This window comes from Rhizobium binxianense (assembly GCF_028994275.1).
GTDB lineage: Bacteria > Pseudomonadota > Alphaproteobacteria > Rhizobiales > Rhizobiaceae > Rhizobium > Rhizobium binxianense.
Genome location: NZ_CP118713.1, coordinates 819,249 through 844,660, shown reverse-complemented (window position 1 = coordinate 844,660; position 25,412 = coordinate 819,249). Strand labels below are relative to the sequence as shown.

Annotated in this window: 24 protein-coding genes and 2 pseudogenes; 9 read left to right on the top strand and 17 right to left on the bottom strand. The window is 61.8% G+C overall.

Features of this window, described 5'->3' with window-relative positions; all coding sequences use genetic code 11:
• Positions 1-110: 110 nt before the first annotated feature.
• On the bottom strand, positions 111-746 hold the full coding sequence (locus PO860_RS04175) for a LysE family translocator (RefSeq protein ID WP_273884157.1): 636 nt from the start codon (positions 744-746) through the stop codon (positions 111-113).
• Between the two features lie 130 nt (positions 747-876).
• Between PO860_RS04175 and PO860_RS04170 the strand changes: the two genes are divergently transcribed.
• On the top strand, positions 877-1,569 hold the full coding sequence (locus PO860_RS04170; protein ID WP_183606164.1) for a helix-turn-helix transcriptional regulator: 693 nt from the start codon (positions 877-879) through the stop codon (positions 1,567-1,569).
• A 224-nt stretch (positions 1,570-1,793) separates the two neighbouring features.
• On the opposite strand, the gene PO860_RS04165 is transcribed toward PO860_RS04170, so the two are convergent.
• Together PO860_RS04165 and PO860_RS04160 are read right to left on the bottom strand one after the other, a co-directional pair.
• On the bottom strand, positions 1,794-2,639 hold the full coding sequence (locus PO860_RS04165; RefSeq protein WP_273880523.1) for a metallophosphoesterase: 846 nt from the start codon (positions 2,637-2,639) through the stop codon (positions 1,794-1,796).
• 140 nt (positions 2,640-2,779) lie between these two features.
• Positions 2,780-3,382 (bottom strand): superoxide dismutase, encoded by a 603-nt coding sequence (locus PO860_RS04160; protein WP_138387752.1) that lies wholly within the window; start codon positions 3,380-3,382, stop codon positions 2,780-2,782.
• Positions 3,383-3,593: 211 nt separating this feature from the next.
• Here PO860_RS04160 and PO860_RS04155 point away from each other — a divergent pair, with 211 nt between their 5' ends.
• Both PO860_RS04155 and PO860_RS04150 read left to right on the top strand, forming a co-directional pair.
• Complete coding sequence (locus PO860_RS04155) at positions 3,594-3,920, top strand: hypothetical protein (protein WP_183606162.1); 327 nt, start codon at positions 3,594-3,596, stop codon at positions 3,918-3,920.
• A gap of 220 nt (positions 3,921-4,140) precedes the next feature.
• Positions 4,141-4,794 carry a class I SAM-dependent methyltransferase gene (locus tag PO860_RS04150; RefSeq protein ID WP_273884159.1) on the top strand — a complete coding sequence of 218 codons (654 nt, stop codon included), beginning with the start codon at positions 4,141-4,143 and terminating at the stop codon, positions 4,792-4,794.
• Between the two features lie 57 nt (positions 4,795-4,851).
• Here the strand turns inward: PO860_RS04150 and PO860_RS04145 are convergent, their stop codons facing one another.
• A complete protein-coding gene (locus tag PO860_RS04145; RefSeq protein WP_183606160.1) occupies positions 4,852-5,196 on the bottom strand; it encodes a nuclear transport factor 2 family protein in 345 nt (114 codons plus the stop codon).
• Positions 5,197-5,526: 330 nt separating this feature from the next.
• Between PO860_RS04145 and PO860_RS04140 the strand changes: the two genes are divergently transcribed.
• Positions 5,527-6,768, top strand: a complete 1,242-nt coding sequence (locus PO860_RS04140; protein WP_272783254.1) for a multidrug efflux MFS transporter — start codon at positions 5,527-5,529, stop codon at positions 6,766-6,768.
• Between the two features lie 33 nt (positions 6,769-6,801).
• Here PO860_RS04140 and nadE read toward each other — a convergent pair.
• Positions 6,802-7,093 (bottom strand): annotated as a pseudogene (gene nadE, locus PO860_RS04135) (NAD(+) synthase); the annotation flags it as partial.
• Here nadE and PO860_RS04130 point away from each other — a divergent pair.
• Positions 7,087-7,357: pseudogene (locus PO860_RS04130) on the top strand (LysR substrate-binding domain-containing protein); the annotation flags it as partial. The pseudogenes nadE and PO860_RS04130 sit on opposite strands and share 7 nt — an antisense overlap.
• 164 nt (positions 7,358-7,521) lie before the next feature.
• Positions 7,522-8,067 carry a hypothetical protein gene (locus tag PO860_RS04125; protein ID WP_273884160.1) on the top strand — a complete coding sequence of 182 codons (546 nt, stop codon included), beginning with the start codon at positions 7,522-7,524 and terminating at the stop codon, positions 8,065-8,067.
• 188 nt (positions 8,068-8,255) lie between these two features.
• Here PO860_RS04125 and PO860_RS04120 read toward each other — a convergent pair whose 3' ends face one another.
• Entirely contained in the window at positions 8,256-9,143 is an 888-nt protein-coding gene (locus PO860_RS04120) for a branched-chain amino acid aminotransferase (RefSeq protein ID WP_097621535.1), read from the bottom strand.
• A gap of 246 nt (positions 9,144-9,389) precedes the next feature.
• Here PO860_RS04120 and PO860_RS04115 point away from each other — a divergent pair, with 246 nt between their 5' ends.
• On the top strand, positions 9,390-10,433 hold the full coding sequence (locus PO860_RS04115) for a zinc-dependent alcohol dehydrogenase family protein (RefSeq protein ID WP_273884161.1): 1,044 nt from the start codon (positions 9,390-9,392) through the stop codon (positions 10,431-10,433).
• Positions 10,434-10,451: 18 nt separating this feature from the next.
• Here PO860_RS04115 and PO860_RS04110 read toward each other — a convergent pair whose 3' ends face one another.
• Positions 10,452-11,270 (bottom strand): sugar phosphate isomerase/epimerase family protein, encoded by an 819-nt coding sequence (locus tag PO860_RS04110; RefSeq protein WP_273884162.1) that lies wholly within the window; start codon positions 11,268-11,270, stop codon positions 10,452-10,454.
• 415 nt (positions 11,271-11,685) lie between these two features.
• Between PO860_RS04110 and PO860_RS04105 the strand changes: the two genes are divergently transcribed.
• The gene (locus tag PO860_RS04105) at positions 11,686-12,153 is read left to right on the top strand and encodes a cupin domain-containing protein (protein WP_183606155.1); all 468 of its coding nucleotides are present in this window, start codon (positions 11,686-11,688) and stop codon (positions 12,151-12,153) included.
• Between the two features lie 98 nt (positions 12,154-12,251).
• Here the strand turns inward: PO860_RS04105 and PO860_RS04100 are convergent, their stop codons facing one another.
• The 5 genes from PO860_RS04100 to PO860_RS04080 form a co-directional block, all read right to left on the bottom strand.
• Positions 12,252-12,950 (bottom strand): TetR/AcrR family transcriptional regulator, encoded by a 699-nt coding sequence (locus PO860_RS04100; RefSeq protein ID WP_273884163.1) that lies wholly within the window; start codon positions 12,948-12,950, stop codon positions 12,252-12,254.
• A 66-nt stretch (positions 12,951-13,016) separates the two neighbouring features.
• Positions 13,017-14,306, bottom strand: a complete 1,290-nt coding sequence (locus tag PO860_RS04095; protein ID WP_273884164.1) for an alpha/beta hydrolase — start codon at positions 14,304-14,306, stop codon at positions 13,017-13,019.
• A gap of 1 nt (position 14,307) precedes the next feature.
• On the bottom strand, positions 14,308-17,358 hold the full coding sequence (locus PO860_RS04090; RefSeq protein ID WP_273884165.1) for an efflux RND transporter permease subunit: 3,051 nt from the start codon (positions 17,356-17,358) through the stop codon (positions 14,308-14,310).
• Positions 17,355-18,452, bottom strand: a complete 1,098-nt coding sequence (locus PO860_RS04085; protein ID WP_273884166.1) for an efflux RND transporter periplasmic adaptor subunit — start codon at positions 18,450-18,452, stop codon at positions 17,355-17,357. Before PO860_RS04085 ends, PO860_RS04090 begins: the two co-directional genes overlap by 4 nt.
• Before the next feature lies 1 nt (position 18,453).
• On the bottom strand, positions 18,454-19,518 hold the full coding sequence (locus PO860_RS04080) for an efflux RND transporter periplasmic adaptor subunit (protein ID WP_273884167.1): 1,065 nt from the start codon (positions 19,516-19,518) through the stop codon (positions 18,454-18,456).
• A 139-nt stretch (positions 19,519-19,657) separates the two neighbouring features.
• Between PO860_RS04080 and PO860_RS04075 the strand changes: the two genes are divergently transcribed.
• Complete coding sequence (locus PO860_RS04075; protein WP_275038189.1) at positions 19,658-20,377, top strand: TetR/AcrR family transcriptional regulator; 720 nt, start codon at positions 19,658-19,660, stop codon at positions 20,375-20,377.
• A 113-nt stretch (positions 20,378-20,490) separates the two neighbouring features.
• Here the strand turns inward: PO860_RS04075 and PO860_RS04070 are convergent, their stop codons facing one another.
• The 5 genes from PO860_RS04070 to PO860_RS04050 form a co-directional block, all read right to left on the bottom strand.
• Complete coding sequence (locus PO860_RS04070; RefSeq protein ID WP_275034577.1) at positions 20,491-21,282, bottom strand: hypothetical protein; 792 nt, start codon at positions 21,280-21,282, stop codon at positions 20,491-20,493.
• A 320-nt stretch (positions 21,283-21,602) separates the two neighbouring features.
• Entirely contained in the window at positions 21,603-22,496 is an 894-nt protein-coding gene (locus tag PO860_RS04065; RefSeq protein WP_183606659.1) for a DUF2092 domain-containing protein, read from the bottom strand.
• Between the two features lie 136 nt (positions 22,497-22,632).
• The gene (locus tag PO860_RS04060; protein WP_275034576.1) at positions 22,633-23,415 is read right to left on the bottom strand and encodes a 3-hydroxybutyrate dehydrogenase; all 783 of its coding nucleotides are present in this window, start codon (positions 23,413-23,415) and stop codon (positions 22,633-22,635) included.
• 26 nt (positions 23,416-23,441) lie between these two features.
• On the bottom strand, positions 23,442-24,200 hold the full coding sequence (locus PO860_RS04055) for an acetoacetate decarboxylase (RefSeq protein WP_275034574.1): 759 nt from the start codon (positions 24,198-24,200) through the stop codon (positions 23,442-23,444).
• 28 nt (positions 24,201-24,228) lie between these two features.
• A complete protein-coding gene (locus PO860_RS04050) occupies positions 24,229-25,407 on the bottom strand; it encodes a patatin-like phospholipase family protein (protein ID WP_275038188.1) in 1,179 nt (392 codons plus the stop codon).
• Positions 25,408-25,412 lie beyond the last annotated feature (5 nt).

Below are 25,412 nucleotides of genomic sequence, written 5' to 3'. Positions count from 1 at the left end.
AAGGCCAAGGCGGCCGGCGGCCAATCTGCACTGGGAGCATGACAAAATCCATGGCGGAAGGCAGTCACGTTTTGCCGGATCACCATAAAAACAATGTGATATATGCAGACTCAGGCGCTTTTCCAACCCTGCCAGAGGCTGAACGCGGAGACCGCAACCAAGAGTAGGCCGGCAAAGCGGCCAACAAAGGCGGTGACGTCGGGGTTGGCGACCAGCAGGTCCCGACTGCGGCCGGCCGTCATCGCCAGCGTGCCGTAGATGGCGAACTGGGTGACGACGGTCATGGCGCCCATGATCAGGCCCTGCATCCAGATCGGGCCATATTCCGGTCTCAGGAACTGCGGGTAGACGGCAAACATGAAGATATAGGCCTTCGGATTGACGAGACAGGTGACGGCGCCCTGGCGGAAGGCGCGCCAGCCGGAGCGCGCCGTTCCCGGCCCGACCGCCTCGACGGTGATCGAACTGCGGATCAGCGAAATGCCGATCCAGATCATGTAAGCGACGCCGGCAAAGAGCAGCACGTTGAAAAGTTGCGGCAGCATGGTGACGAGCACGCCGACGCCGGCCGCGCCATAGGCCGAATGGACGGCACCGCCGGCCATGATGCCGCCGGTTGCCGCCAGCCCCCGCCGGACGCCGCCGGTCAGCGAATTGGCGAGCACGAAGAGCATGTCCATGCCCGGAACGATGATGATGCCGAACAGAAGGGTGAAGAAGAGCCAGAGGTTTTCATGGTAGTTCATGTCAGTTATCGCCTTGTCGGTCTGCGGGCTGTTTTGAAAGACCCTGATTGATTTCAATCCGATAGGCGGCTCTATACGGGAACCCAACTGACAGTGTATTGTCAGGAGCGTAGGGGATGGGAGAGGTTAAATGCGCAAGGCCTCGCGGCTTTTCGAGATCATCCAGATCCTGAGGCTGGCCAGAAAACCGATGACGGCGGCTGTCATGGCCGAGACGCTCGAGGTGACCGTGCGCTCGATCTATCGCGACATTGCCGCCCTTCAGGCGATGCGGGTACCGATCGAGGGCGAGCGCGGCATCGGCTACATCATGCGGCCGGGCTTCGATCTGCCGCCCTTGATGTTCTCGATCGAGGAAATGGAGGCGATCGTGCTGTCGCTGGCGCTGCTCGACCGGACGGCGGACGAGGAGCTGAAACAGGCCGCCCGCCGGGTCAACCGGAAGATATCAGGCGCCGTGCCAGCGCCGCTGCGCCAGGCGATGGACACCAAGGCGCTTTATGCCTGGGGCTCGATCGCGCAACCGGCCGGCTTCGACCTGGCGATCGTGCGCCGGGCGATCCGCGACGAATGCAAGCTGACGCTCGGCTACCGCGACGAGCTCGGCCGCGCGACGGAGCGAACGGTCCGGCCGATCGCGCTGATCTATTATTCGCAGACCGCCAATATCGTCGCCTGGTGTGAGCTGCGCCAGGCGATCCGCAATTTCCGCAGCGACCGGGTGGAGCGCTGCGAGGAGGCTGATGGCTTCTTCAAGGGTGAAGGCGACGGGTTGCGGGAGCTGTGGACGAGCGGATGGAGGGAGGCACCGGTGACGGTTTGATGTGCGGCGCCCGCCCCTCATCCGGCTGCCGCCACCTTCTCCCCGTATACGGGGGATAGCCGCAGCCTCTCCGTTCCTCGCCCCCTCTCGCAGGACACGTCCCCTCGCCCCGTTTTTACAGGGAGAGGGTTAGGGTGAGGGGCAGCTATCGGCGCGAACCGGACAGCCGTGGGACAAGCCCGAGCATGACGAGGTTGGCAGACTTCGTCAGCAATCTTTCGCCGCTAATAAGCCAGCGTACGGCTCTCCTCCCGGCCGAAGCCGCGGATTTCGATGCGGTCGGCATGGACCTCGACGATCGCGAAGGCGTTTTGCGTTTCGGTGTCGACCACGCCCTTGAAATTGACGAAGTGGCAAGCGCCGGCCTTGCCGTAGTTGCCGACGTGGTCGTGGCCGTTGAGATAGGCGACGACATTGCTGCTGGAGGCAAGCAACTCGACGATGCGCTCGCTGTCCCACATGCCGTGCTCACTTGGGGGATGCACGGGATAGTGATTCATGACGATCACTTTCTCGGCGGCCGCGGCCGCATTTGCGATTTCATCGCCGAGCCAGGCGAACTGCTCATCGCTCAGCGCAGCATTCCAGCGATGAGCATTCGCCGCACCCCTGGCCTGCAGCGCCGCCAGCATCTCGGCGGCCAGCGCGCGATGAGGATGGCCTTCGGGCGGCGCGAAGGTGCTGACCTCGTTGCCGTCGAGCACGATGAAACGCCAGCCGTGGCGGGAGAAGCGGTAATAGGGCGACGGCATGCCGAGACGCGTGGCGACTTCGCAGAGATGGCTCGACGAAACCGAAAAATCGTGGTTGCCGAGCAGGAACAGCGCCTCGTGCCGCAGCTTGTCATAGACCGGCAGGATATCGTCGAAGCTTGGAAAGCTGCGGTCGATGACATCGCCGAGCGTCATGATGAAGCTGAGCTCCTCGCCGTTAAACACCTCGATCGCTTCGGCAACCTTGGCAAGGCTGTTGGCGTAGTGGCGGTCCATCGCAATATGCGGCGCGATCGCCGCATATTGCGGGTCGGCGATGATGCCGAAGCGGAACAGGGGAGAAGCGGAAGAAGACATGGGGCGTGATTAGGAGCGGCCGGTGACAGGCATGTGACGGCTTTCGCGTGAAAACAAAACACCCGGCGCTTGAGACGCCGGGTGCCAAACCCAAAGAAGCGATTTGACATCGCCGCCGATGGCGGCGAATCCGGCGCCGCTTACTTCGTGGCTGCTTCGTAGCGTTCCAGGACGTAGTCCCAGTTGATCAGGCTATCGACGAAGGCTTCGAGATATTTCGGTCGGGCGTTGCGATAGTCGATGTAATAGGAGTGTTCCCAGACGTCGACGCCGAGGATCGGCGTGGCGCCGTGAACGAGCGGGTTTTCGCCGTTCGGGGTCTTGGAGATTTCGAGCTTGCCGTTCTTGACGGAAACCCAGGCCCAGCCGGAGCCGAACTGGGTGGCGCCGGCATTGGCGAAATCGGCCTTGAATTTGTCGTAGCCGCCGAGATCGGAGGCGAAGGCCGCTTCGAGCTTGCCCGGCAGCTTGTTGCCGCCGCCGCCCTTCTTCATCCACTTCCAGAAATGGATGTGGTTGTAGTGCTGGGCGGCGTTGTTGAAGAGGCCGGCATTGGTGCCGAAGGACTTCTTCACGACGTCTTCGAGCGAGAGGTCCGACAGACCTGCTTCAGCGGCGAGCTTGTTGCCGTTGTCGACATAGGCCTTGTGGTGCTTGTCGTGGTGAAACTCCAGTGTTTCCTTCGACATGAAGGGAGCAAGCGCTTCGTAGTCATAGGGAAGTTCAGGCAATTCGAAAGCCATGTCAGATCTCCTCTTGGCAATAGATTGCGTCTCGGCAGGTGAGGCGGAACATAGGAGGGGAAAGGGGGAGAGGCAACCGGCGAAATATCAAAAAACGACCGGCCGGAGGAAAATTTGCCTCAGTTGCGGGGCTTGAATCGTTTGGACAAATCGCCTGGCTTGCCCGCCCGCGAAAACCGCTTTGCCTGTGAGAGATCAAGGGAGACCCGATATGAACAGGAATATAATCCAGCTTCTCGCCGCCGCCGCGCTGCTTTCGCTCTCAACTGCAGCGCATGCCTCCTCCGACGAGGCCTGGAAGCAGCTCGCTACCGACGTCGAGGCCAAATGCAAGAAGGCGGCGGTCACGATCGAAAAGCCCAGCGCCACCGTCGATCCCTTCGGCAGCTCGCATTACGGGCTCGCGCTGGTGACGGGCAAGCCGAAGGGGGCCAAGGGGCTGATTGCCCAGATCTGCGTCTACGACAAACAGAAGAAAACCGTCGAGATCGGCAGTGAGCTGGGCGCCAAACAGCTTGGGCTGATGCCGGCAAAATAGGATGTCGCAGCCATTCAGGTTTGTGCCTTACGTCACCTTCATGGGGAACCGGAACCTACTCTCAGGAGTTCAAAGGCTGGGTTAGAGCGGCTCAGCTTTTTATGAAAGCTCAGAACCGCTCTAACTTTTTTGTTTTACGCAATTCAGGCAAAAGCGCTTCGCGCTTTGCCCGGCAAAACCGCTATGCACTTTTGCTGGAATTGCTTGGGGAGGCGCCGACATGTCAGAGTTTCGCAACCGGGCGGAAGACCAGCAAAAAATCTATCAGCGCTGGGCACCGGTCTATGACCGGGTCTATCGCGGCATCCTGCGCGATGGCCACCGCAAGCTGGCAGCTCTCGCCGCCGCAGCCGGCACCGATATTCTGGAGATCGGCGTCGGCACCGGCCTGACGCTTGGGCATTACCGGCGCCACTGCCGGGTAACCGGCATCGACATTTCCGAACATATGATCGCGCGGGCGCGCGAAAAGGCAAAACGAGAAAATCTTGAGCATGTGCAGGCGCTAGAGGTGATGGATGCGCATGCCCTGAGCTTTGCCGAGAACTCTTTCGATGCGGTCTGCCTGCCTTTCGTCATCACCCTCATCCCCGAGCCCGAACGGGCGCTTGACGAATGCGCCAGGGTGCTGAGGCCGGGCGGCGAGATCATCCTCGCCAGCAAGCTCGGCGACGGTGCCGGTCTGCAGGGCGCGATCGAGACGGCGGTGGCGCCGCTGGTGCGTCACATCGGCTGGTCCTCCGCCTTCCGCCTTCATCGCATCATCGCCTGGGCCGAGCGCCGCGGCGATTTTGCCGCTGCCGAGATCCTGCCGGTCTTTCCGAACGGCTTCTTCAAGATCGTCCGGCTGAAGCAGAACGGGCTTGCCGCCTGAGAGGGGATTTTTCCCCGCACCCGCGGGTTCCACTATAACGCCGGCATTCGTCCGAGCTTACAGATTCCGACCGAAATAAACCTCCACGGAGGCGATCTTGTCGGCGCGGAAGCGAAGATTCTCGATGTTGCGGAAGCTGCCGCCGTCCAGTTTTTCGGCGCGGTAGCGGACGACCGCCTCGTCGCCGTCCATCGCCAGGAATTCGATGTGGATGCCGCGAAAGACCGGTTCCCCAGGCCAGCAGCGCTCGAAATAAGTCGCTCGGTCGATGTGGTCGTCACGCGGACTGGAGAAGGTGAAATCCTCCGTCAACATGGCGCCGACCACATTCTTGCGGTCGTCGAGATAGGCGGCGTAGAGACTACGGACGGTCCGTTCTCGGGATGTGCGCATGTCGCTCATGGCAATATCCTCGGATTGACCGATTGCATAAAGCAATCAGTCCTGTTCTAGCACTTTTGCCGGAGAGGGTCCAGCTTACGGCTCTTATTTTCAAAGACAGGCCGCCGATGCGGAAACGCCGTCTTGAAGGACCGGCGACAAGACGGTTATATCAGCACGTGCCCGCCCTGGAACGACGAGCGCATGCTCCGATAGGCCCGTGCGCTCGACTTCGAAAAGCTCGATCTCAGGACAGTTTCGCCCGCGCCGATTTCCTCGCTGCGGCAATGGGCACATGGTTCCATCAGGCGCGCGGGACTTCGCCGCACGATCAATGCCGAGGCCGAGAGAATGACCGATACGCAATTGGACGCCGCCAGCGCCAAGTTGGGCTCGATCTACTGGAAGCGCAACCTTGCCATCTCGCTGATCGGCTCCTTCACCACGATCGTGGCGATGACGCTGCTGCTTCCCTTCCTGCCGCTCTATGTCGAGGAACTCGGCGTCAGCGACCATGCGGCGATCGTGCAATGGTCGGGGATCGCCTATGGCGCCACCTTCTTTGCCGCCGCGCTCGTCGCGCCACTCTGGGGGCGGCTCGGCGATATCTATGGCCGCAAGCTGATGCTGGTACGCGCCAGCCTCGGCATGACGCTGGCGATCTCGCTGATGGGCATGGCCGGCAATGTCTGGCAGTTGGTGGCGCTGCGCCTCTTCGTCGGGCTTGCCGGCGGCTATGCCTCCGGCTCGATGGTGCTGGTGGCGACGCAGACGCCGAAGGACCGCTCGGCCTGGGCGCTCGGCGTGCTCTCCTCCGGCATCATGGCCGGCAATCTCGTCGGGCCGCTGATCGGCGGGGCGCTGCCGCCCATCATCGGCATCCGCGGCACGTTTCTCGCCGCCGGCGCGATGATCTTCCTCGCCTTTCTCGCCACCGCCTTGCTGATCAAGGAGGAGAAGTCGCCGGCCCGCAAGCAGGCGGCCAAGGCCAGCGGCGGCTGGAAATCCGTTGCCGACAAGCGGCCTGTGATCGCCATGCTGGCAACCGGCATGCTGTTGATGTTTGCCAATATGTCGATCGAGCCGATCATCACCGTCTATGTCGCGCAGCTCGTGCCCGTCGAAGCCCAGGTGACGATCATATCGGGCGTCGTCATGTCGGCGGCCGCCCTCGGCAGCATTCTTTCCGCCTCCTGGCTCGGCAGGCTCGCCGACAGGATCGGCCACTGGCCTGTCATCGCAGGCGCGCTCGCTGTCGCCGGGCTGCTGCTGATTCCGCAGGCTCTCGTTACCAGCTCCTGGCAGCTGATCATCCTGCGCTTCCTGATGGGCGCAGCACTCGGCGGGCTGCTGCCCTGCATCACTGCTGTCATCCGCCACAGCGTGCCGGACAGTGCGGCCGGCAGCATTCTCGGGCTTTCCATCTCCTCGCAATATGTCGGCCAGGTCGCCGGTCCCATCCTCGGCGGCTTCGTCGGCGGGCATATCGGCATGCGCTCGGTTTTCCTCGGCACCTCGGTGCTGCTTCTGGCCGGCGCTGCCTATGCCTGGATGGTACGGCCGAGGGATGCGGAGAGATCCCGCGCCGCCTGAGAATGGGGGCAGCGGATGCAGGACCGACGACCGTCAGACCGTGTTGACGGCCACCGGCAAAGCGGGTTTGTGGGCGGTCGCCCGATAGGCGGCAAGAATCCGGCGGCGGGCGATCTCGCCGACCGGCTTGCCTTCGAGAAAATCGTCGATCTCGTCATAGCTGACGCCATAGGCCTCCTCGTCGGGGCGAGCGGCCGCTGGTCCTCGAGATCGGCTGTGGGCACCTTGAACACCAGCTCGTCCGGAGCGCCGAGACGTTTTGCCAGCAGGCGGACGCGGCGCTTGTTAGACCGGCGAGCGGCAGGATATCGGCGGCGGGAAAGCCTCAAGATCGGCGGCAACGTCGTCTCCAACAGCGTCGAGATGCTGCGCTTCCTGCACTCAATGGCTAAGGCATCTTCCTGGCGCCGAGTTTCGTGGTGTTCGACGACATCGCCGAAGGCGGCTGGTGAAGATCATGCCGGACTACCCGCCGGTGGAGTTCAACATCAACGCGGTCTATCCCAACCGCAGGCACCTGCCGACGAAGGTGCGACTGTTCATCGATCGCCTGGCGGAGAGATTTGCGGAGCATCGGGAGTGGATGACGCGAGGGGGAATTTACATTGGAGGTCGCCCCTCACTGCGACACAACGGAATTCTGCAGCAATGCCGTTCCGCCGCAAAAATGCCTCGACTTCGCTGGACACCATTCGACTATGAAAAACAACAGGTCCGTCGGTTGTGTCCATAGACATTTGGAATGTTCGGCGAATGGTCATCGCCGCTTTTCTTGGCACCGCGTGTGCCGCCTACCATCGCGCCTTGGATTTTTGGCCGCTTGATTCGGCCAATGGGCTACGAGGACTCTTCGATCTATTGGGAGGGCCGCTGCTCTTTCTCTCGGTCGTGGGCATACTGTTCGTTTGGTTTATCGGCGCATTAGTCGCGTTATTTCGTCGTCGTATCGGTGGAATGGCGAGTCGTCTTATTGCTATCATCATTGTTCCGGTTTGTTTTGGGACGATGATCACCGTGCCTTTGTTCGATCCTTGGCTATGGTACGTCATTTTCAATAAATCGCGTTTCGAAGCGGCGGCAGCCGCGAGTGGCTCTGCACAGAACGGGACGATCATCGAGGGGCGCGACGTTTCGACAGGGATCGCCGGCGCGGGTTACAATCATTTTGTCGCTCTCATCTTTAGCGAAAGCGATCCGCCCAAACTGGTTTATGGCGACAGCGATGAAGAAAAATTGGCAGCCAATTCGGTGCTGACGCACATCTATGGCAATTTCTACAGGCGAGATGAGTACTTTTGACGACACGAGAACTGAGAGGCTGCGGCTATCCCCCTTCGCCCCGCAAGCGGGGAGAAGGTGCCGGCAGGCGAGAGGGGCGGGCTGGGCTCTGATTCGCCGAACCGCTGCAGCCCTGCGCTTGCGCTTCGGGCGTTCGTCGTTGCAATCGATTCACTGGATCGATTGCTCCCGCTTCGCGGGACCTCTCCTCACTCCTCGCTCTCACTCCTGCCGTGGGCCCAGTCCATGTAGAGATCCAGCGCCTTGCGGGTAACCGGGCCTTCCTGGAGGTTGCGGTCGTCGAGGCGGATGACGCCGACGACTTTGGAGTAGTTGCCGGTGGTGAAGATTTCATCGGCGGCAAGGAAATCCTCGACGGAAAGGGTTGCTTCGACGACGTCGAAACCGGCCTTGCGCAGCAGGTCGATGACGCGGGCGCGGGTGATGCCGGCAAGGAAAGTGCGGTTGGCGGCCGGCGTCATCACCACGCCGTCGCGCACCAGGAAGACATTCGACGAGGCGGTCTCGACGACATTGCCGTTGAGATCACGCACCAGCGCATTGTCGAAGCCGCGGCTGCGCGCCTCGGCGATCATCCGGCCGCTGTTCGGATAGAGCGAGCCGGTCTTCGCCTCAGTCATCGCGGTTTCCGGCGACGGGCGGCGATAGGGCGAGACGGTGAGCTTGGTGCCGCCATGGCCGCCCATCGGCGCCTCGAACAGGCAGAGCGCGAAGCGGGTCGATTCCGCATCAACGGACACGACGCTGCCGGGCGAGCCATGTTCACCCCAATACATCGGCTTGATGTAGATCGGCGTGGCGCCGTCGAATTTCGCAACGCCTTCCCAGGCGAGCGTCGCAATCTCCTCCGCCGTCTTTACCGGCTTCAAGCCTATCGCAAGTGCGGAGCGGTTGATGCGCTGGCAATGCAGGTCGAGATCGGGTGCGATGCCGTCGAACCAGCGGGCGCCGTCGAAGACCGTGGAGCCCAGCCACATGGCATGCGAGGTCGGCCCGATCAGCGGCGGATTGCCGGGGAGCCATTCCCCGTCGACATGAGTCCAGGTGGTTGAACGTGGTGATGTATCGACGGCCATGCTGCCCTCCCTGTAAAGCCGGCAAAGCAAAAACCTCCGCGGCAAGCCGGGTCAAGGACAAATCCCGACCGGAAAGGCGGAAGCAAGAAAATGCCGGCGAACGGCGGCGGGCCGCAATATTCGTGCGCAGCGAGCCGGCCTTCAGCGATGGATGCATCAGCAAAAATGATGGAATGGAATATTGGAATGGCTGGCTGCCACATGCGATGATGAGGGCAACGCCGATAGACAGTAAGGAAGACGCCGATGAAAGCCATGTTCTACGAAGCCTTCGAACAGGCGCCCGAAATCCGCACCCTGCCCGATCCGACGCCCACCGAGGACGGCGTCGTCATCGCGGTCGGCGCCAGCGGGCTCTGCCGCAGCGACTGGCATGGCTGGATGGGCCACGATCCGGATATCCGCCTGCCGCATGTGCCGGGACACGAGCTTGCCGGGCGGATCGTCGCCACCGGCCGCGGCGTGATGCGTTTCAAGGTCGGCGACCGGGTGACCGTGCCCTTCGTTTCCGGCTGCGGCCATTGCGCCGAGTGCCATTCCGGCAACCAGCAGGTCTGCTCCAACCAGTTCCAGCCGGGCTTTACCCATTGGGGATCCTTCGCCGAATATGTGGCGATCGATTATGCCGATACCAATCTGGTGCATCTGCCCGATACGATCGACGATGCGACGGCGGCCAGCCTCGGCTGCCGCTTCGCCACCTCGTTTCGCGCCGTCGCCGACCAGGCACGCACCGGGCCTGGCGAATGGATCGCCGTGCATGGCTGCGGCGGCGTCGGCCTGTCGGCGATCATGATCGCCACCGCCCTGGGCGCCAATGCGATCGGCATCGACATATCCGAGGAGAAACTCGCTTTCGCCAGGGAGTGCGGGGCGGTGGCGACGGTCAATGCGTCAGGCGTCGCCGACGTGGCGGAGGCGGTACGCGAGATCACCAAGGGCGGCGCGCATGTCTCGATCGACGCGCTCGGCCATCCCGCCACCTGCTTCAACTCGATCAAGAACCTGCGCCGGCGCGGGCGGCACGTTCAGGTCGGGCTGATGCTCGGCGAGCATGCGACACCGCAAATCCCGATGGCGCAGGTGATCAGCCACGAGCTCGAAATCTACGGCAGCCACGGCATGCAGGCCTGGCGTTACGAAGCCATGCTGTCGATGCTTTCGGCCGGCAAGATCGCCCCGCAGAAGCTGATCGGACGCCGCGTCAGCCTTGAGGAGGCGGTGCCGGCGCTGATGGCGCTCGACAAGGCGGAGGCGACCGGGATCAGCGTGATTACGCGGTTTTCGTGAGAGGACAGAACAACCGCCTTATTCCGCCACCCCGATCGAGGCGAGATAAGCGGCAGAGGCCGGGATCTTCGATTTGTCCTTGATCTCGATGATCAGGCGCGGGTTGCTGTCGAGCTTGGCGAGAGCCGCAAAGACGGCGTGCCAGTGGATCGAGCCTTCGCCGAGGCTCCAGTGGCGATCGGCATAGCCGTCGGCATCCTGCAGATGGACGTGCTGCAGGCGGTTGCCGGCGGCCTTGACGTAATAGTCGACCGGGGGAGCGCCGGTATAACCATGGGCATAATGGGCGTGGCCGGTGTCGATCGAGACGGCGACGGCGGGCGAATGGAAGCTTTCGGCCAGCGCCACGCGGATATGCGGATCCTTGTCTTCGATGTTTTCGAGGACCATGGTGCAGCCGATATCCTCGGCCCGCCTGGTGGCGTCGCGCAGCGTCAGATGCACGCGCTCGACCAGTTCCTCGCGGGCGCCGTCATTGTTGTCGAGGTTGTTGTAGGACCACGAGCTATAAGGGCTGTGGACGACCATTTGCGTCGCGCCGATGGCGGCGCAGACATCGAGGCCCTGCAACAGTCGCCTTGTGACGACGGCGCGGATATCGGGATCTTTCGAGGCGATGGTAAAACCCCAGAACGGGCCGTGAATGCCCAAGCGGCCGGTATGACCGTCGAGAAGCCTGCGCGCACGTTTGACGAGCGGCGCCCAGTCGCCGTTCAAAACCTCGGCATCGGCGAAGCTCTGCAGTTCGAGATCGCGGGGCTTTTCGAACAGCCAGTCGCGGTGAAGCTCGACTTCATCGAGCGTCATGGCAGCGCCGACGACGGGAAGAGAAGACATGGATGCGCTCCATAAATTTGAATGATCAATGTGAAAATGGAAGAACGGTCAAGAACGGCCGCCGCGTTCTATGCGCCCCTTCTGTGTCGGCGGTATTACAGGCATGGAGCCGGAAACCCTCCGGCCTCCGTCATTTCTGCATAGCTGGTGCCGCATTATCGGGCCTTGCGAAAACGACGTTCCGTACAGATATCCGCACCGACAGCTCGCGATGCATAGGCGCGCGGACTGCACTGAACTCTCGGCAACGAAGCCGTTCGTTCATCGCTTCGGCGACCGAAACGCGCCGTGTTGCCGGCGTTCGGCGATGGTGATCCCGACAACAAGGCGGTTGTCAAAGCCGGCGTAGAGGTTTAACGGCTGCGCCCGCAAGAAAGGGCCTGCAAGAAAAAGCCCGTAAGAAGAAGAAAGAGACATGATGTCCAACTCATTTGTGAAAATGCATAGCAGCGATAAGGCAAAGCGCTTTTTCGTCCTCGGCGACCGGGTCGAGCGGCAGTTGCGGCTCCGCGGAACCTGGCTGAATATCTTCGACGTCACCGTACCACCCGGCAGCCGGACGCCGAAACATGCGCACGCGAGCCCTGAGGTGTTCCGCATCCTCGAGGGAAGCCTGACGGTCTGGCGGCTGACGGACAGCGGCCCGGAAGAGATCGAGGCGAGGCCTGGCGACATCGTGACCATCGCGCCCTTCGTGGTGCACGGCTATTCCAACCGCGGCACCGTCCCCGCAGTCTTTTCCGCCGTCGTCGATCGTGAGATGGCCGAGTTCATCGAAGCGGAAGGCACGACCGAACCACCGAAGGCCAGCCCTTCGGCGGAGACCATCGCCCGGATGACGGCAGCGGCGAATGCTTACGGGATCACCATCCTCGCCGCCTGACGGCCGCTTCTGGTGGGCGTCATCCCGCGGCGAACTGGGGAGCGCGTTTCGGTCAGGACGAGATCATCATGCAGGCGAGGTTGATCGAACGAATGCTTTCACGCGATTTCTTCGGACCATGCAGAACCGTCGAACTCAGGCCGGCTCAACCGCGACTCATTCCCGCGGCCAGGCTGTCCTCGCCTGGGGGGAACTTGGCCGAGAGCTGCAACTGCGAAGGAAGCGAGTTCCTGAGCAGATAGCTCACAGTGGTTCAAAGGCTGGGCGCCGATAAATCTGGGGTCCCACAAGGAGATGATCGAGAGGCAAAAGCAGGAGGCGGCCGCGTCGACATTCCTCGGAACGAACTCTTCAGTCGCGATGCCGGCCGAAACGAGCTCCCCCACCGTCGCCGTAAGTCGGTTCAGATGACCTTTGAACGATGGCCAACTGCCTTCAGCGGCAAGAACAGCGAGGCTGAACATCTGGCTGTCACCGTCGCGCGCCTGCAGCATCAGGCGGTGTTGTCCGAGCGCGGTTTCTTTCAGGCGGCTCGCCGCACTGGTGAGCTCGCCGTCGGCAGACGGAGTGAAGCGGAGGTCAGTTTCGAAAAAATTCCCGGCGATGGCATCCCAAATCGCCGCCTTGGAGGGGAAGATTTTGTACACACTTGCCGGCGACTTCCCCAGCAGTCGCGCGATATCGACGACGTTTGTTTTCGTAGGCCCGTACAGCCGGCACGCTGCCGTGCCGGCTTCGACGATCGAGGAGATGTAATCAGCTCGCGGCTGGTTTTTTACAGTCGTGCCAACTTCCATTTGCCAATCCTATCTAGTCCGAATGCTGGACGGGTCTCAGACCGCTCTGATCGAGGCGGCTGACGATCAGTACGCAATTTGACCATCCACCATCTTTCCCCCATTCGAGGAGAGCTCCCGCTTCAGGATTTCTCGCGCCTCGGGGCTGATGACCGCGACTGGAGCCGCAACGGCTACGCGCGCTGCCGAGCCGGCGAAATTGGCCGCTGTCATCCCGATCTGATCGGCAACGCTTGCCTTTCCGCCCTCGAGGCTCTGCCCTGCCAGCCGCCGCCCGAGCAGGCGCACGATCTCGGGACTGTCGGCGAAGGCATTGTGGCCGAGCGGATCGTTCGTCGCGATGGCGCTGGTGTCGATAACGGAAACGCCGAGTTCGTCGAGAAGAGGCGCATAGGGTCTGAGGTCGGACCCGCCGACGCGGCTGACGCCACCCGATAGCCAGCTCGACATCTCCAGCGCCTTGTCGCGTGTCGATGTCAGGATCACAAAGTGCGGCCGCTTCGGCCCCATCTCGGTGAACTGGCGACGGAACACGTCGATGTCGATGTCCGGCGATGCGAGAACGACGTTCTTCACCTTCGCCGGGATTGATTTCTCGCGCATGGCGACGCCGCGCAGCGCCTCGGCCGCAAGCCAGCCGCCCATGGAATGCGCGAGAATCGTCACATCGGAGACGTCGGGACTTTTCACAGCCTGGAGGATCAGATCCTCCAGAGCGCGACGCGAATAGTTGGCGCTCTCCTTGTCGTAGAGGTAATCGAAGACACGGCCCCTTGATGGCCAGGTGAAGAGGATCGGTGCGGCGTCGGTTCCCGAGTCATGGACGATCTGCGCGAAGCGGAAGACGGCATCGGCATAGGTGTTGTTGAAGCCATGCACGAAAATGATGACCTGATGCTTGGTGTTTCGATTCTTCCGGTACCAGTCGAAGGCTTGGCCCTCGGATTGCACCTTGGCAACCTGCGTGACCGCAAACTCCCTTTGCGGGTTGGGCGGCATGCGGGACGGCCACTGCACCTCTCCGATCTTGCGGTTCCGATCGGGCGGGATGGATACGTCGACGCTGTTAAGGGAAATCGCCGTCCCGCGGTCGCCGGAAAAGAGTTTGCCGGGATCCTCCGAGGGCTTGCGTGTCGTGGCGACGAGCATGGTGACCCGGCTCGTGCCGGCCGGGGCCGCGGCGATAGGCTGCAGGACATCCTGCACCCGGTTGGCGCAACCCGATGTAACGAGTGACAGGGCCACAAAGACCGGGACGGCTCGGCCCACGCGGGCAGCGATCGCCTTGGCGAACCCAAATCCAATGCCGGTGAGACCCTGGGCAATGCGCCCAGGGAGTGAGAGGGATATGGTCATCTCAGTGCTGCTCGGCTTCGCGAGGAATCCGGAACCAGGCGACGTAGAGCGCCGGCAGGAAGAGAAGCGTCAGCGCCGTTCCGACGACGATCCCACCCATCATCGCGTAAGCCATCGGACCCCAGAAAATCTCATGCGAGATCGGGATCAGGGCCAGAGTCGCGGCCGCGGCAGTGAGCATGATCGGCCGCATGCGGTGTTCGGTCGCCTCCACCACCGCCTTCCATGCCGACATTCCCTCTGCGCGCAGCTCCTCGATCTGGACGATCAGGATCACCGAGTTGCGGATGAGGATTCCGACCAGCGCGAGCACACCCAGGAGTGCGACGAAGCCAAGCGGCGAGTTGCTGGCGAGCAGCGCCACGACGACGCCGATGAGCGCCAGCGGAGCGACCGAGAAGACCAGGAACAGCCTGTGGAAGCTCTGAAGCTGGATCATCAGCAGCGTCGCCATGATGACGAACATGGCCGGCGCCACCTTGGCGATCGGACCTTGCGACTTGGCACTTTCCTCGACCGCGCCGCCGACCTTCACGGAATACCCGGCCGGCATCGTCTTTTCGAAAGCCGAAACCTTGTCGGAGAGCGCCTTTACAACGGTCGCCGGCTGCGTCGCATCGCCGATCCCGGCCTTGATCGTGATGGTCGGAATTCTGTCGCGCCGCCAGATCGTCGGCTGTTCGAGCTCGTAGTGGAAGGTTGCGACCGATGACAGCGGCACGGATTGACCGCTGCTGCTCTGCAGTTGCAGGTCAAGCAGGGTGTCGATCGAGCCCCGCTCCTTTTCCGCGGCACGGCCGATGACGTCGACCAGATAGATGTCATCGCGAACCTGCGTTACGGCATTTCCTTGTACGACAGTGTTGAGCGCCATTGCGATGTCCTGAGACGAGACGCCGAGCTGTCTGGCCTTGTCCTGCAGCACGTCTATCTTGACGACACGGGCCGGCTCGTTCCAGTCGAAGGCAATGTTCCTGAGGGAAGGATAAGTGCCGACAATCGAGCCCAGCTTCTGTGCCAGGTCGCGCACCGTCTGCAGATTTTCGCCGGACACACGGTACTGGATCGGCTTGCCAACCGGAGGCCCGATGTCCAGAAGCTTCACGTAAGCGTCCGTTCCCGGAAACGTCTTCTGAAGGTAGGTTTCCATCTGCTGCTTCAGCTTGTCCCTGACGTCCAGTCCCTTGGTGACAATGACCGTCTGGCCGAAGGAAACGTCAGCCGGCTGCACGTCGAAGGAAAGAACGAAGCGCGGCGCACCCCTGCCAACATATGTCGACCAATGCTCGATGCCAGGGTTGCCAGTCAGCATCTCATGCTCGAACTGGGCCATCTGGCGGCTCGTTTCGGCGATCGAACTGTTCTGCGGCAGATTCCAGTCGACGATCAGTTCCGGACGGTCAGAGCTCGGGAAAAATTGCTGTTGCACCATCGACAGGCCGGCGATTGATCCAGCGAAGAGAAGGACCGTTGCGACGATCGTCATCCAGCGCCAGCGCAGGCAGAATTGCAGCAGGTTCGAAAACGCCTTCGCAAACCGACCCTTGTGCTCGGCGTGCTTCTTCATTGTCTTTGGTAAAATGGTCACCCCGATCAGGGGCGTGAACACGACCGCGACCACCCATGAAACGACGAGTGAAACCGCGATGACGACAAAGAGCGTGAAGGTGAACTCGCCGGCGTTGCTCTTGTTGAAAGCGACGGGGATGAAGCCCGCGACCGTAACCAGAGTGCCGGTCAACATGGGAAACGCAGTCGATGTGTAGACGTAGGTGGCGGCCTTCGTGAGACTGTCGCCCGCTTCCAGCCGTGCAACCATCATCTCGACGGCGATCATGGCGTCGTCGACGAGGAGGCCGAGCGCGATGATCAGCGCTCCAAGCGAGATGCGCTGCAGCGATATGCCGGTGTAGAACATGACCATGAAGGTGATGGCGAGAACGAGCGGAATCGCGATTGCCACCACCAGGCCGGCCCTCATCCCCAGACTGATGAAGCTGATCGCGAGCACGATCGCGACTGCCTCGAACAGGGCTTTCGTAAAGCCGCCGACTGCCTCCTCAACCACCTTCGGTTGGTCGGATACCTGTTCGACGGAGACGCCGACCGGAAGCTCCTGGGTGATTTTGCTCATCGTCTTGTCAAGCGCTTCGCCGAAGGCAAGCACATTGCCGCCCGTCTTCATGCCGATCGCGAGCCCGATGGCGGGCTTTCCGTTGAAGCGGAAGAGCGACGTCGGCGGGTCGACGTAGCCACGGGTGATGGTGGCGACGTCGGTCAGCGGGAAGAAGCGGTCGTTTACCCGAAGATTGATCCCCCGCAGGGTGTCTTCGGAGATGAAACGCCCGCCGACCCGCAATGCGACCCGCTCCGGCCCCGTTTCGACAAAGCCGGACTGGGTGACGGCGTTCTGCGCCTGGAGCGTGGCAATGATGGCGGAGCGGTCGATGCCGAGGGCGGCGATCTTGCGGGTGGAGAACTCGAGGTAGATCACCTCGTCCTGCGCACCGACGATGTCGACCTTCCCGACGTCGGGGATGTTGAGGATCTGCGTTCGGGCATTCTCGGCGAAATCGCGCAGTTCCCTCTGACTGAGGCCGTCTGCCGTGAAGGCAAAGATATTGCCATAGACGTCGCCGAACTGGTCGTCGAAGAAGGGTCCGACCACGCCTTGGGGGAATTCGTGCTTGATATCGTCAATCAAGTTGCGGACGCGCGACCAGGTGGGTTTAACGTCCCGCGCGTTGGTATCCGGCAGCAGGTCGACGAAGACGATCGTTTGACCGGCCGTCGTAATGCTGCGGGTATGTTCCAGTTTGTCGAGTTCCTGGAGCTTTTTTTCGATGCGGTCGGTAACCTGCTGGGTCACCTCCTGGGCAGAGGCACCTGGCCACTGGGCCTGGATCACCATTGTCTTGATCGTGAAGGACGGATCCTCCTCGCGGCCGAGCCCGAGATAGGCAAAGGCGCCGGCCACCGCGAACATGATCATGAAGTACCAGACGAGAGAACGATGCTCGAGCGCCCAGTCAGAAAGGTTGAATTTGTTCACGGGCGTGGCTCCTGTCCGAGTTGCACTTTCTGTCCATCGGTGAGTTCATCGACTCCGGCGATGACGATCTCTTCCCCTTCCCGCAGGCCCGCGTGAACCAAGACGGAACGCGGGACGGACGCCGGACCTTCCAGTTCAACCACTCTCGGAGCGACAGTGGCTGTCGAGCGATCTACCACCCATACCTGGCTAGTACCGCCTTCATGGCGAATGGCGGAGAGCGGCAGCGTGATCGCCTGCTTCCTTTCTCCGACAAGCGGCGTCGCAGTGATCACGGCGCCAAGGCGGAAGATGTCCGGCGCCTGATCGATCCCGATCTTCAGCCGATAGGTGCGGGTATTGGGATCGGCCTGCGGTGCGATCTCGCGGACCGCGCCAGTTGCCTGGATCCTGCTGTCGAGCTGCAGGGCGACGTTGAAGCGGTCGTCCAGGCGAATGCGACTGAACTGCGCTTCCGGCACGTCGACGACCACGTCGCGCTGCTCGAGACGCGCCAGTTTCAAGACCGGCTGGCCGGCCGAAACCGTCTGGCCCATTTCCGCGGATGTGGCGGTCACGACACCATCGAACTCGGCCTTCAGCTCGGCGTAGCCGAGCTGCTCGTGCGCCTTCGCAAGGCTGGCCGTCGCTTTCGCGACATTGGCGGCAGCCGATTTGAGTTGTTGTTCGGCAAGATCATGATCCGCAATGCTTACTGCGCTGCTCTGCATAAGCTTTCGCTTGCGCATTTCCGTCGTCGCGGCGTTCTCCAACTGCGCCTGGGCGTTGCGCAGTTCGGCTTCCGCGCTCTTGACTGCGAGTTGCAGAGTGAGAGGATCGATTTCCGCCAGGACATCGCCCTTGTGCACCAGGTCCCCAACATCGACCTTGCGGGACACCATTCGCCCCAGCGTCCGAAACGCCAGGTCAGTCTCGATGCGGGCCCGAACCACGCCGGGCGAGCTTGCGATTTTGTCTTGTTCGGCCGCGGCCATGACGACTTTGACAGGACGGGGAGCCGTCTCCTCCCCCGCGACGGAGCTCTGATCGCAGCCTGCAAGCAGCGACACTGACAGAAGAAGCGGGAGAGAGGTACATATGCGATTGAGGGTCATCTCACTTGCCTTCCCAGGCGACGGCCTGGCCTTCCTTGAGGAACTTTCCGCCTTCGGTGACGATCAGGTCTTGTGCGGCGACGCCGCCGGTGACGACGAAATCGCTTTGGCGATATCGGTCGACCGCAATCTTCCGGAGTGAAACGGTTTGGTTTTGAGGGTTGACGAGCCATACGGCTGGTTCGCCTTCGGCTGATGCGATCGCGGTATAGGGCAGCACGATGCCGTCGCGCGGCGCGGCGCGCAGCTTGCCCACGACAGGCGTTCCGAGCGGCCATGGCGCGCCGTCCTGCAGCCCCACCTTGATCCGGATCGTGCCTGCCTTCGCGTCTATGACGGGAGAGACCTCGCGAATGCCGGCATGGACGTCGCTCGCGGGGTCGGAGACCGGTGCGACCTCGACGTCGTTCAGCGGCCGGCCATCCAGAAAGAACGCCTCGAAGACGTCGAACACTGCGTCTCGTGGCCCGTCATGGGCGAGCGTGAAGGCCGACTGCGCTGCTGATACCACCTGCCCGGCTTCGATGCCGCGCGCCGTGATGATGCCGTCTGCGGCGGCCTTCAGGTCGGTGTAGGACAGCGCGTCCTCGGCCGTCGCGAGCGCAGCCTCGGCGGCCTCGAGGGAAGCCTGCGCACTCAGCAGCTCCTTCTGCGCATCGTCAAAGACCGCCCTCGGAACGGCCTGCGACTGCAGGAGTGATTTCGCCCGGTCGAAGGCGAGTGTCCTCTGCGCAACGACGGCTTGCGCCGACTCCAGTGCGGCGCGGGCGACGCTCACGTCCGCCTGTTGTTCGGTATCGTTGAGCCTCGCCAGAACGTCGCCGGCGTGAACATGCGATCCGACGTCGACCCTCCTCTCCAGAACCCGGCCGCTGACGCGGAAGGAGAGTTCGGTCTGGACCCTCGCCTTGACCTCGCCGGTGATTTCAGCACCCGGTTGATACTCAGCCGCCGCCGCCGCAACGACGCGGACCTGCTGCGGCGGCGGCGCCACTTCAGCTTTCTCCTCGCAGGCAGCCAGAACTGCGCAGGCGAGACCAATTCCCAGCAATCGAAAGGACTGCATTTTTTGCTCCGGTACGGTTTGCGAAGAGAGCCGCGTTGTTGGTCGGCCAGCTTCAATCTGCTGCTGCCAGGCTGTTGCCCGATGTTGACAACGCCCACTTAGAGGTTAAAGTAGGCGCTGTCAACATAATCGCTGGAAAATGTTGACACAAGCAACATGGGCATGGGTGAAGCAGATGCGGTTAGCCGCCGGATACCCGAACAATTCCAATTGGATGATCGAACGAGTTGTTAAAAAAGCATCGCGGGCGGAACGGAAGGCGCGCCGGCCTCATGAAATACTGGAGGCCGCGTTCGAGGAGTTTGCGGCAAAAGGTTATGCGGCAACGCGAGTTGAAGACGTCGCAAGCCGATTGGGGATAACAAAGGGAACGGTCTACCTCTATTTCCCAACCAAGGACGTTCTTTTCCAGGAGATGTTTCGCCACGCGTCGACGTCATCAGCAGACCTGTCGACCGCTATCTGCAGCCTTCGGGGATCCTGCGCCGAGCGGATCCGCGCCCTGCTGCTTATCGCTTATGAAAACACGGCCAACGACCGAAAGACGAGAGAACTCCTGCGCTTGTCCGTCGCCGAAGGAGCTCGTCTTCCCGAAATGGTCGACTGCCGTCATGAGCTATTCATCGCACCGACGCTTGCAGCGCTCACGGCTTTGATCGAGGAAGGCGTGAAATCGGGAGAGTTGAGACATGATACGGCGGCCGATAAGCCTGACGTGCTCGCGAGCTCGATTTTTCATGTTGCCGTCTGGCGTCTTATGTTTGCCGATCGAAAGCCGATCGACGGCAAGGCGCTTATGGAGGCGCACATTGACCTCGTTATGAACGGACTTCTGCGCCGTTCGAAACAAATGGTCTGATTTGCGAGGTGCGCCGTTCGGCGGACGGAGCCGGGCAGTTTTCGATGCTGGCAAAGGCCGGATACGTCGTGTGACGGATCCGGCCTCAACCTCTTCCCCATGCTGAGCTGAATCTAATTTCCGCTAGGAATGCGATTGTCATCCGACGGCGGGACTTCGCCCGTGACCGAGATGTTTCCCTGGATCTTATAGACGATCCGTAGATTGGCGGCCGCCGCCTGAAGCCAACCGACCGCATCTTCCGATGTCCATGCCGTGCCCTCCGGCGGCAGGGTCTCGAACAGACCGGCAATCAGCGGATTCACGGACTGGGAGTTGCCATTGCCGCCGCCCTGGTTCGTCCCGCCCTCCGTGCCGCCAACGGGCGGGCCGGAGCGGCTCTGATCGGAAGAACTCGCATATATTCCGCCGGAAAAGCCTGAAGATCTGGCATGAGAACCCGAAGAATCCCCGTGAGACGAACCCGGCGACGCCGCGTTAGCAGAGCTCGCGCTGCCTTGGGACGAACTCGATGACGTTGCGCCAGAGGAACCCGTAGAGGATCCAGACTGATCTCCATAGGAAGAATACGTCCTTCCGCCAGTGCTCGAGGCGGCGGCCGCACCAGTGACGACGCCCGCCGCATACCCGCCCAGGATATAGGCGTCGCGGCGATAGTATCCACGCCCGTAGTCTCCACCGCCATACTCTCCCTGACCATAGTCGCCGACACCATGGTCTCCACGACCATAATATCCACGGCCAAAGTATCCGTTGCGGTTGCCCGAGACCTTGAGATCGCCTGAGTTGTTGACGGTGAGATTGCCCGAGTCCTTCGCGACGATATTGCCCCCGGAATTCATGAAGGTGCGGTTCCCGTTGATGTTGCCGCCCGAGTTCAGCGTGTTGCGGACGCTTCCGGACACGTTACTCCCTCTGCGGCCTGGCCCTTCCGCCAATCGCCCTTTTGCGCCGCCGACACCTGGCATGCGAGTACGTGGGTTCACTGGTGGGCGGTTCTGCGCGCCCACCGGCGGCCGACCGTGACTCGCCATCGGCGGACGCGGCGTGCGGCCTATCTGCGGACGTGGGAACCCGCCCGGCCCTCCCGACGGGAAATGGGGTGGCCCTCCAGACGGCAGGGGTGGCGGACCGCCGGGAGGCGGCCCAAACTGAGCGAAGGCTGCGTCCGATGTGATGGCCGTTAAAGCGAGAAAAGCAAGGCAGGTGCGCTTAAGATAATTCATCACTTGCTCCCTTCCGTTCCCGACGCAACGGCTGGTGTCGGGTCGATCTTTTTCACATCGGCGGGAGGTTCAAAGATGAATTCGGAATCCGATAGACGAGGCTCGGTCTTCCAACTGGTGAATTCGGCAACGAAGCTTGGTTGACCCTGCAGCAGCGGGTAGGTGACGACCAGGCGATGAGGCGTCGCCGCGTCATTCTTCTCGACCCACAATTCCACATCGATGCCGGACTTCTGCGAGAAAAGCAGATGCCGGCACTCGATCCCGTCGACGGTAGCCGTGCCCACCTGCCAGGCTGCCATGGCATCGCCCAGCAGAACTTCGTCCGGAGAGCCTGCAAAAAGGACGCCGAGCGGAAAATCGAGATCCAGCTTGTCTGCGATCTCGTCGAGCGCGGACGGTATGTCGCCCGACGCGGGGATCGTCATATATTTCTTTCTGTCGGGAAAGAAGACCGAAGCTTTCTTGCCGTCGTAGAATAGATCGTGTCTGCCGTCATCGCCGATAAACTCGACGGCGATCCGATCGGGCCGGCGGGCGGCAATTTTGATCGTATGGAAAATGTGAAGCGGTTGTCCGGATTCGTCCAGATAGACGCTGACCGTTCTTGCCGTGATCGACATGTCCCTGGCATGCAGCGCCCTTGCCATCTGCGAAATGGCAGTCGCGGCCTCGTCGCTGATCGCCGGCTTGAACGGAGGTGCCGGTTCATCCGCGCGGGCTGTCGGCAGCGTGGCGAATCCCACAAGAACGCCGAACGCGGCAGTCTGAACGACATTCCGCAGCAACGTCGTCACTCCATGCGCGCCTGCGCCATCGACAGAGCGGTTCGTACCCGCCGCAGGTCGCCGGGCCCTCGTGAAGGGCCGGTGCAAACCATTACAGACTTCCATGTTCATTTCCTTTGACACTAAACGAGATAGCGCGAGCGCGCTGCAGCTCGGCGCGAGGTAGAGGTAGTTCGGGGTGCTGGAGTGTTTCTGTCAGACGGCACCGCAAAGGGTGTCGTCCGCTTGCCGCAGTCGGGTCCTACTGCATGAACCAGCCGTGGCTCACGACCAGCGACTGACCCGTTACGGCATTGGATCTGGCCGCCGCGAAATAGAGAACGGCGTCGGCCACGTCATCGGTGCTGGTAAACTCGCCGTCGACCGTGTCCTTGAGCATTACCGTCTTGACCACCAACTCCTCGCTGATACCGAGTTCACGCGCCTGCTCGGGGATCTGTTTGTCGACGAGCGGCGTGCGCACGAAGCCGGGGCAGACCACGTTGGCCGTGACGTTGTGCTCGGCCCCTTCCTTTGCCAGTACCTTGGCCAGTCCGATCAGTCCGTGCTTGGCCGTGACATAGGGCCCCTTCAGCTTCGAGGCTTCCTTGGAGTGCACGGAACCCATGTAGATCACCCGGCCGTATTTGGCGGCATACATGTGCTTGAGGCAGGCGCGAGTGGTCAGAAAGGCACCGTCGAGATGGATCGAAAGCAGCTTTCTCCAGTCCGCAAAGGGAAAGTCGACCAGCGGCTTGACGATCTGGATGCCGGCATTGCTGACCAGCACGTCGATCTTGCCGAACCTGGAGATCACCTCGCCGACGGCCTTTTCCACCTGCTCTTCGTCGGCGACGTTCATCGCCACGGCGAAGGCATCGCCGCCCTTCTCCTTGATCTCGGCCGTCGTTGCATTCGCGGCGTCAAGATTGAGGTCGGCGATCACGGGAATGCCGCCTTCGGCTGCGAAGCGAAGCGCGATTTCCTTGCCGATGCCGCTCGCAGCTCCGGTGATAACAGCCACTCTTCCATCAAATCCAGACATGGATAGTTCCTTTCAATTGCGGGAGATCAGTCGTGTTGGAGGTAGTCGAACACGACCTCGCCGAGGCCGAGCGTCAGGTCGGCGATATAATGGCTGGCCGACGTGACCTCGCGCACGGGTAGACGCGCGACGTCGCACATTGCGTGTTCGAACAATTGCAGGGCGGCAGGTCCGACCCATGCGCCCTTCAGCGTCACATCCTCGAGATAGTAGCGCACGAGTTCGCAAATCCGGGGTGAACCGTCGACGTGCGGGATGACCTTCAGCACGAAGGCGGGCTTCGCCATCGCCTTTGCCAGCGGCTCCAGCGGGAGTTCGCGGTGTTTGTAGCCCATCGTCGCCCTCACGCACAAAACCGAGCCGTAGTGCAGCGTCCCGACGAGCGTCTCCTGCTCGTGCGACAGCTTCGGCGTCGCCAGCTTCTTCGGAAAGCCCCAGATCTCGCGGCCGCCGGCGATCGGAGAGTTGTCGTCAAGGTACATGGCATGCACGTAGCTGCCTTCCTGCACCTTGCCCGATGGCCTCGTGAAGCGCACCGGAATGACCTGCCCGGTTTCCGTATAGTCCCCGAAGCCGGTCGAATCCGGCATGCGGATGAATTCATAGGCGACGGTGTCGCCGATCACTTCCAGCGGCTCCGGCACGACGGCGCGCAGGGCCTCCGGATCGGTCCGGTAGTTGATGACGACAAATTCGCGGTTGTAGAACTTGTAGGGTGGCCTCGGATAGGCCGGGTTGTTGAGCGGCATCGCGAAGGCATTTTCGCGGACTGCGGCGATCTTCATGGTCGTGCTCTTCTCTTTGGGTGAAATCTCAATCGAAGTCGAAAATGGCGACGCCGTCCGGCGTGCCGGGCCGCTGCAGCACCTCGGGGTGGCGCAATGTTTGAAGGGCGTCGTTGTAGCCGGAGGCCCAGTGCTCCTCCATCGTCAGCCGGGAGAACTCGTAATCCTTGGAGCTCGCTTCGTATTTCTTGGCGCGATATATGAGCTGGACGATGTTGTAGACCTTCTCGTCGGCCTGATCGACGAGCAGCTTGATCTCCGGATCGGCTTGCAGCAGCGCGTCCTGCGGGACGAGTTCGACCAGATGGCCGAGTGCGCGGCGCAGCCGCTGCTGCGTCTTGAAATGGTCGGTCGCCGCGCGTGTGCGGCTCGAGAAGCGAATATCCTTCTGCCGCAGTTCGATTCCGAGAAGGTCACGCGGGAACTCGCCACTCGCACTCCAAAGATCGACTTGAAAGGCCAGCGTGTCCTGGCGCGGCGCGTTATCGAGGACCCATTGCAGCGGCGTGTTGGAGATGAGGCCGCCGTCCCAGTAACACTCGCCGTCGATCCTCGTCGCCGGGAAGCCAGGCGGCAGGGAGCCGCTAGCCATGATATGTTCGGGGCGGATAGTGTGGGTCGTGGTGTCGAAATACTCGAAGTTGCCGGTGCGCACGTTGACGGCGCCGACGCTGAAACGCATGGCGCCTGTATTGATGCGGTCGAAGTCCACCAGCCGTTCCAGCGTCGCCTTCAGCGGTGCGACGTCGTAGAAGCTTTCCGCCTCGATGCTGCCGGCGGCGGAAAAGAAGGGTGGCACTGGACGGGGCGTGAAGAAGCCCGCGGCGCCGTCCATAAGGGTGGCGAAGGCGTGTGCCTGATTGAGCAGGCCACGCGCGAAATCACCCTGGAGTCCCATCGTCCCTAGCATCGCCGAAAACAGAGTGGGAAACCCGTGAGCCGGGGCGGTTATCGTCTCCCAGAAGCTCCTGAGCGCCTCCACTCGTCTTTCTGGCGGATTGCCCGCAATCAGCGCACTGTTGATGGCACCGATGGAGATGCCGGCGACCCAGTCAGGATGCAGACCGGCTTCGGCCAATGCTTGATAGACGCCGGCCTGATATGAACCGAGCGCCCCTCCGCCTTGCAACAGCAGCGCGATACGCTCGAATGGCGGACGCTCCGCTATGCGGTGCCTCTTGTTTTTGACGGGATGTTGAGGGGTCATGCAGT

Excerpts from the sequence above, each read along its gene's own strand:
- PO860_RS04175 (WP_273884157.1), bottom strand. The coding sequence starts at position 746 with ATGAACTACCATGAAAACCTCTGGCTCTTCTTCACCCTTCTGTTCGGC.
- PO860_RS04170 (WP_183606164.1), top strand. The coding sequence starts at position 877 with ATGCGCAAGGCCTCGCGGCTTTTCGAGATCATCCAGATCCTGAGGCTG.
- PO860_RS04165 (WP_273880523.1), bottom strand. The coding sequence starts at position 2,639 with ATGTCTTCTTCCGCTTCTCCCCTGTTCCGCTTCGGCATCATCGCCGAC.
- PO860_RS04160 (WP_138387752.1), bottom strand. The coding sequence starts at position 3,382 with ATGGCTTTCGAATTGCCTGAACTTCCCTATGACTACGAAGCGCTTGCT.
- PO860_RS04155 (WP_183606162.1), top strand. The coding sequence starts at position 3,594 with ATGAACAGGAATATAATCCAGCTTCTCGCCGCCGCCGCGCTGCTTTCG.
- PO860_RS04150 (WP_273884159.1), top strand. The coding sequence starts at position 4,141 with ATGTCAGAGTTTCGCAACCGGGCGGAAGACCAGCAAAAAATCTATCAG.
- PO860_RS04145 (WP_183606160.1), bottom strand. The coding sequence starts at position 5,196 with ATGAGCGACATGCGCACATCCCGAGAACGGACCGTCCGTAGTCTCTAC.
- PO860_RS04140 (WP_272783254.1), top strand. The coding sequence starts at position 5,527 with ATGACCGATACGCAATTGGACGCCGCCAGCGCCAAGTTGGGCTCGATC.
- PO860_RS04125 (WP_273884160.1), top strand. The coding sequence starts at position 7,522 with ATGGTCATCGCCGCTTTTCTTGGCACCGCGTGTGCCGCCTACCATCGC.
- PO860_RS04120 (WP_097621535.1), bottom strand. The coding sequence starts at position 9,143 with ATGGCCGTCGATACATCACCACGTTCAACCACCTGGACTCATGTCGAC.
- PO860_RS04115 (WP_273884161.1), top strand. The coding sequence starts at position 9,390 with ATGAAAGCCATGTTCTACGAAGCCTTCGAACAGGCGCCCGAAATCCGC.
- PO860_RS04110 (WP_273884162.1), bottom strand. The coding sequence starts at position 11,270 with ATGTCTTCTCTTCCCGTCGTCGGCGCTGCCATGACGCTCGATGAAGTC.
- PO860_RS04105 (WP_183606155.1), top strand. The coding sequence starts at position 11,686 with ATGATGTCCAACTCATTTGTGAAAATGCATAGCAGCGATAAGGCAAAG.
- PO860_RS04100 (WP_273884163.1), bottom strand. The coding sequence starts at position 12,950 with ATGGAAGTTGGCACGACTGTAAAAAACCAGCCGCGAGCTGATTACATC.
- PO860_RS04095 (WP_273884164.1), bottom strand. The coding sequence starts at position 14,306 with ATGACCATATCCCTCTCACTCCCTGGGCGCATTGCCCAGGGTCTCACC.
- PO860_RS04085 (WP_273884166.1), bottom strand. The coding sequence starts at position 18,452 with ATGACCCTCAATCGCATATGTACCTCTCTCCCGCTTCTTCTGTCAGTG.
- PO860_RS04080 (WP_273884167.1), bottom strand. The coding sequence starts at position 19,518 with ATGCAGTCCTTTCGATTGCTGGGAATTGGTCTCGCCTGCGCAGTTCTG.
- PO860_RS04075 (WP_275038189.1), top strand. The coding sequence starts at position 19,658 with ATGTTGACACAAGCAACATGGGCATGGGTGAAGCAGATGCGGTTAGCC.
- PO860_RS04065 (WP_183606659.1), bottom strand. The coding sequence starts at position 22,496 with ATGGAAGTCTGTAATGGTTTGCACCGGCCCTTCACGAGGGCCCGGCGA.
- PO860_RS04060 (WP_275034576.1), bottom strand. The coding sequence starts at position 23,415 with ATGTCTGGATTTGATGGAAGAGTGGCTGTTATCACCGGAGCTGCGAGC.
- PO860_RS04055 (WP_275034574.1), bottom strand. The coding sequence starts at position 24,200 with ATGAAGATCGCCGCAGTCCGCGAAAATGCCTTCGCGATGCCGCTCAAC.
- PO860_RS04050 (WP_275038188.1), bottom strand. The coding sequence starts at position 25,407 with ATGACCCCTCAACATCCCGTCAAAAACAAGAGGCACCGCATAGCGGAG.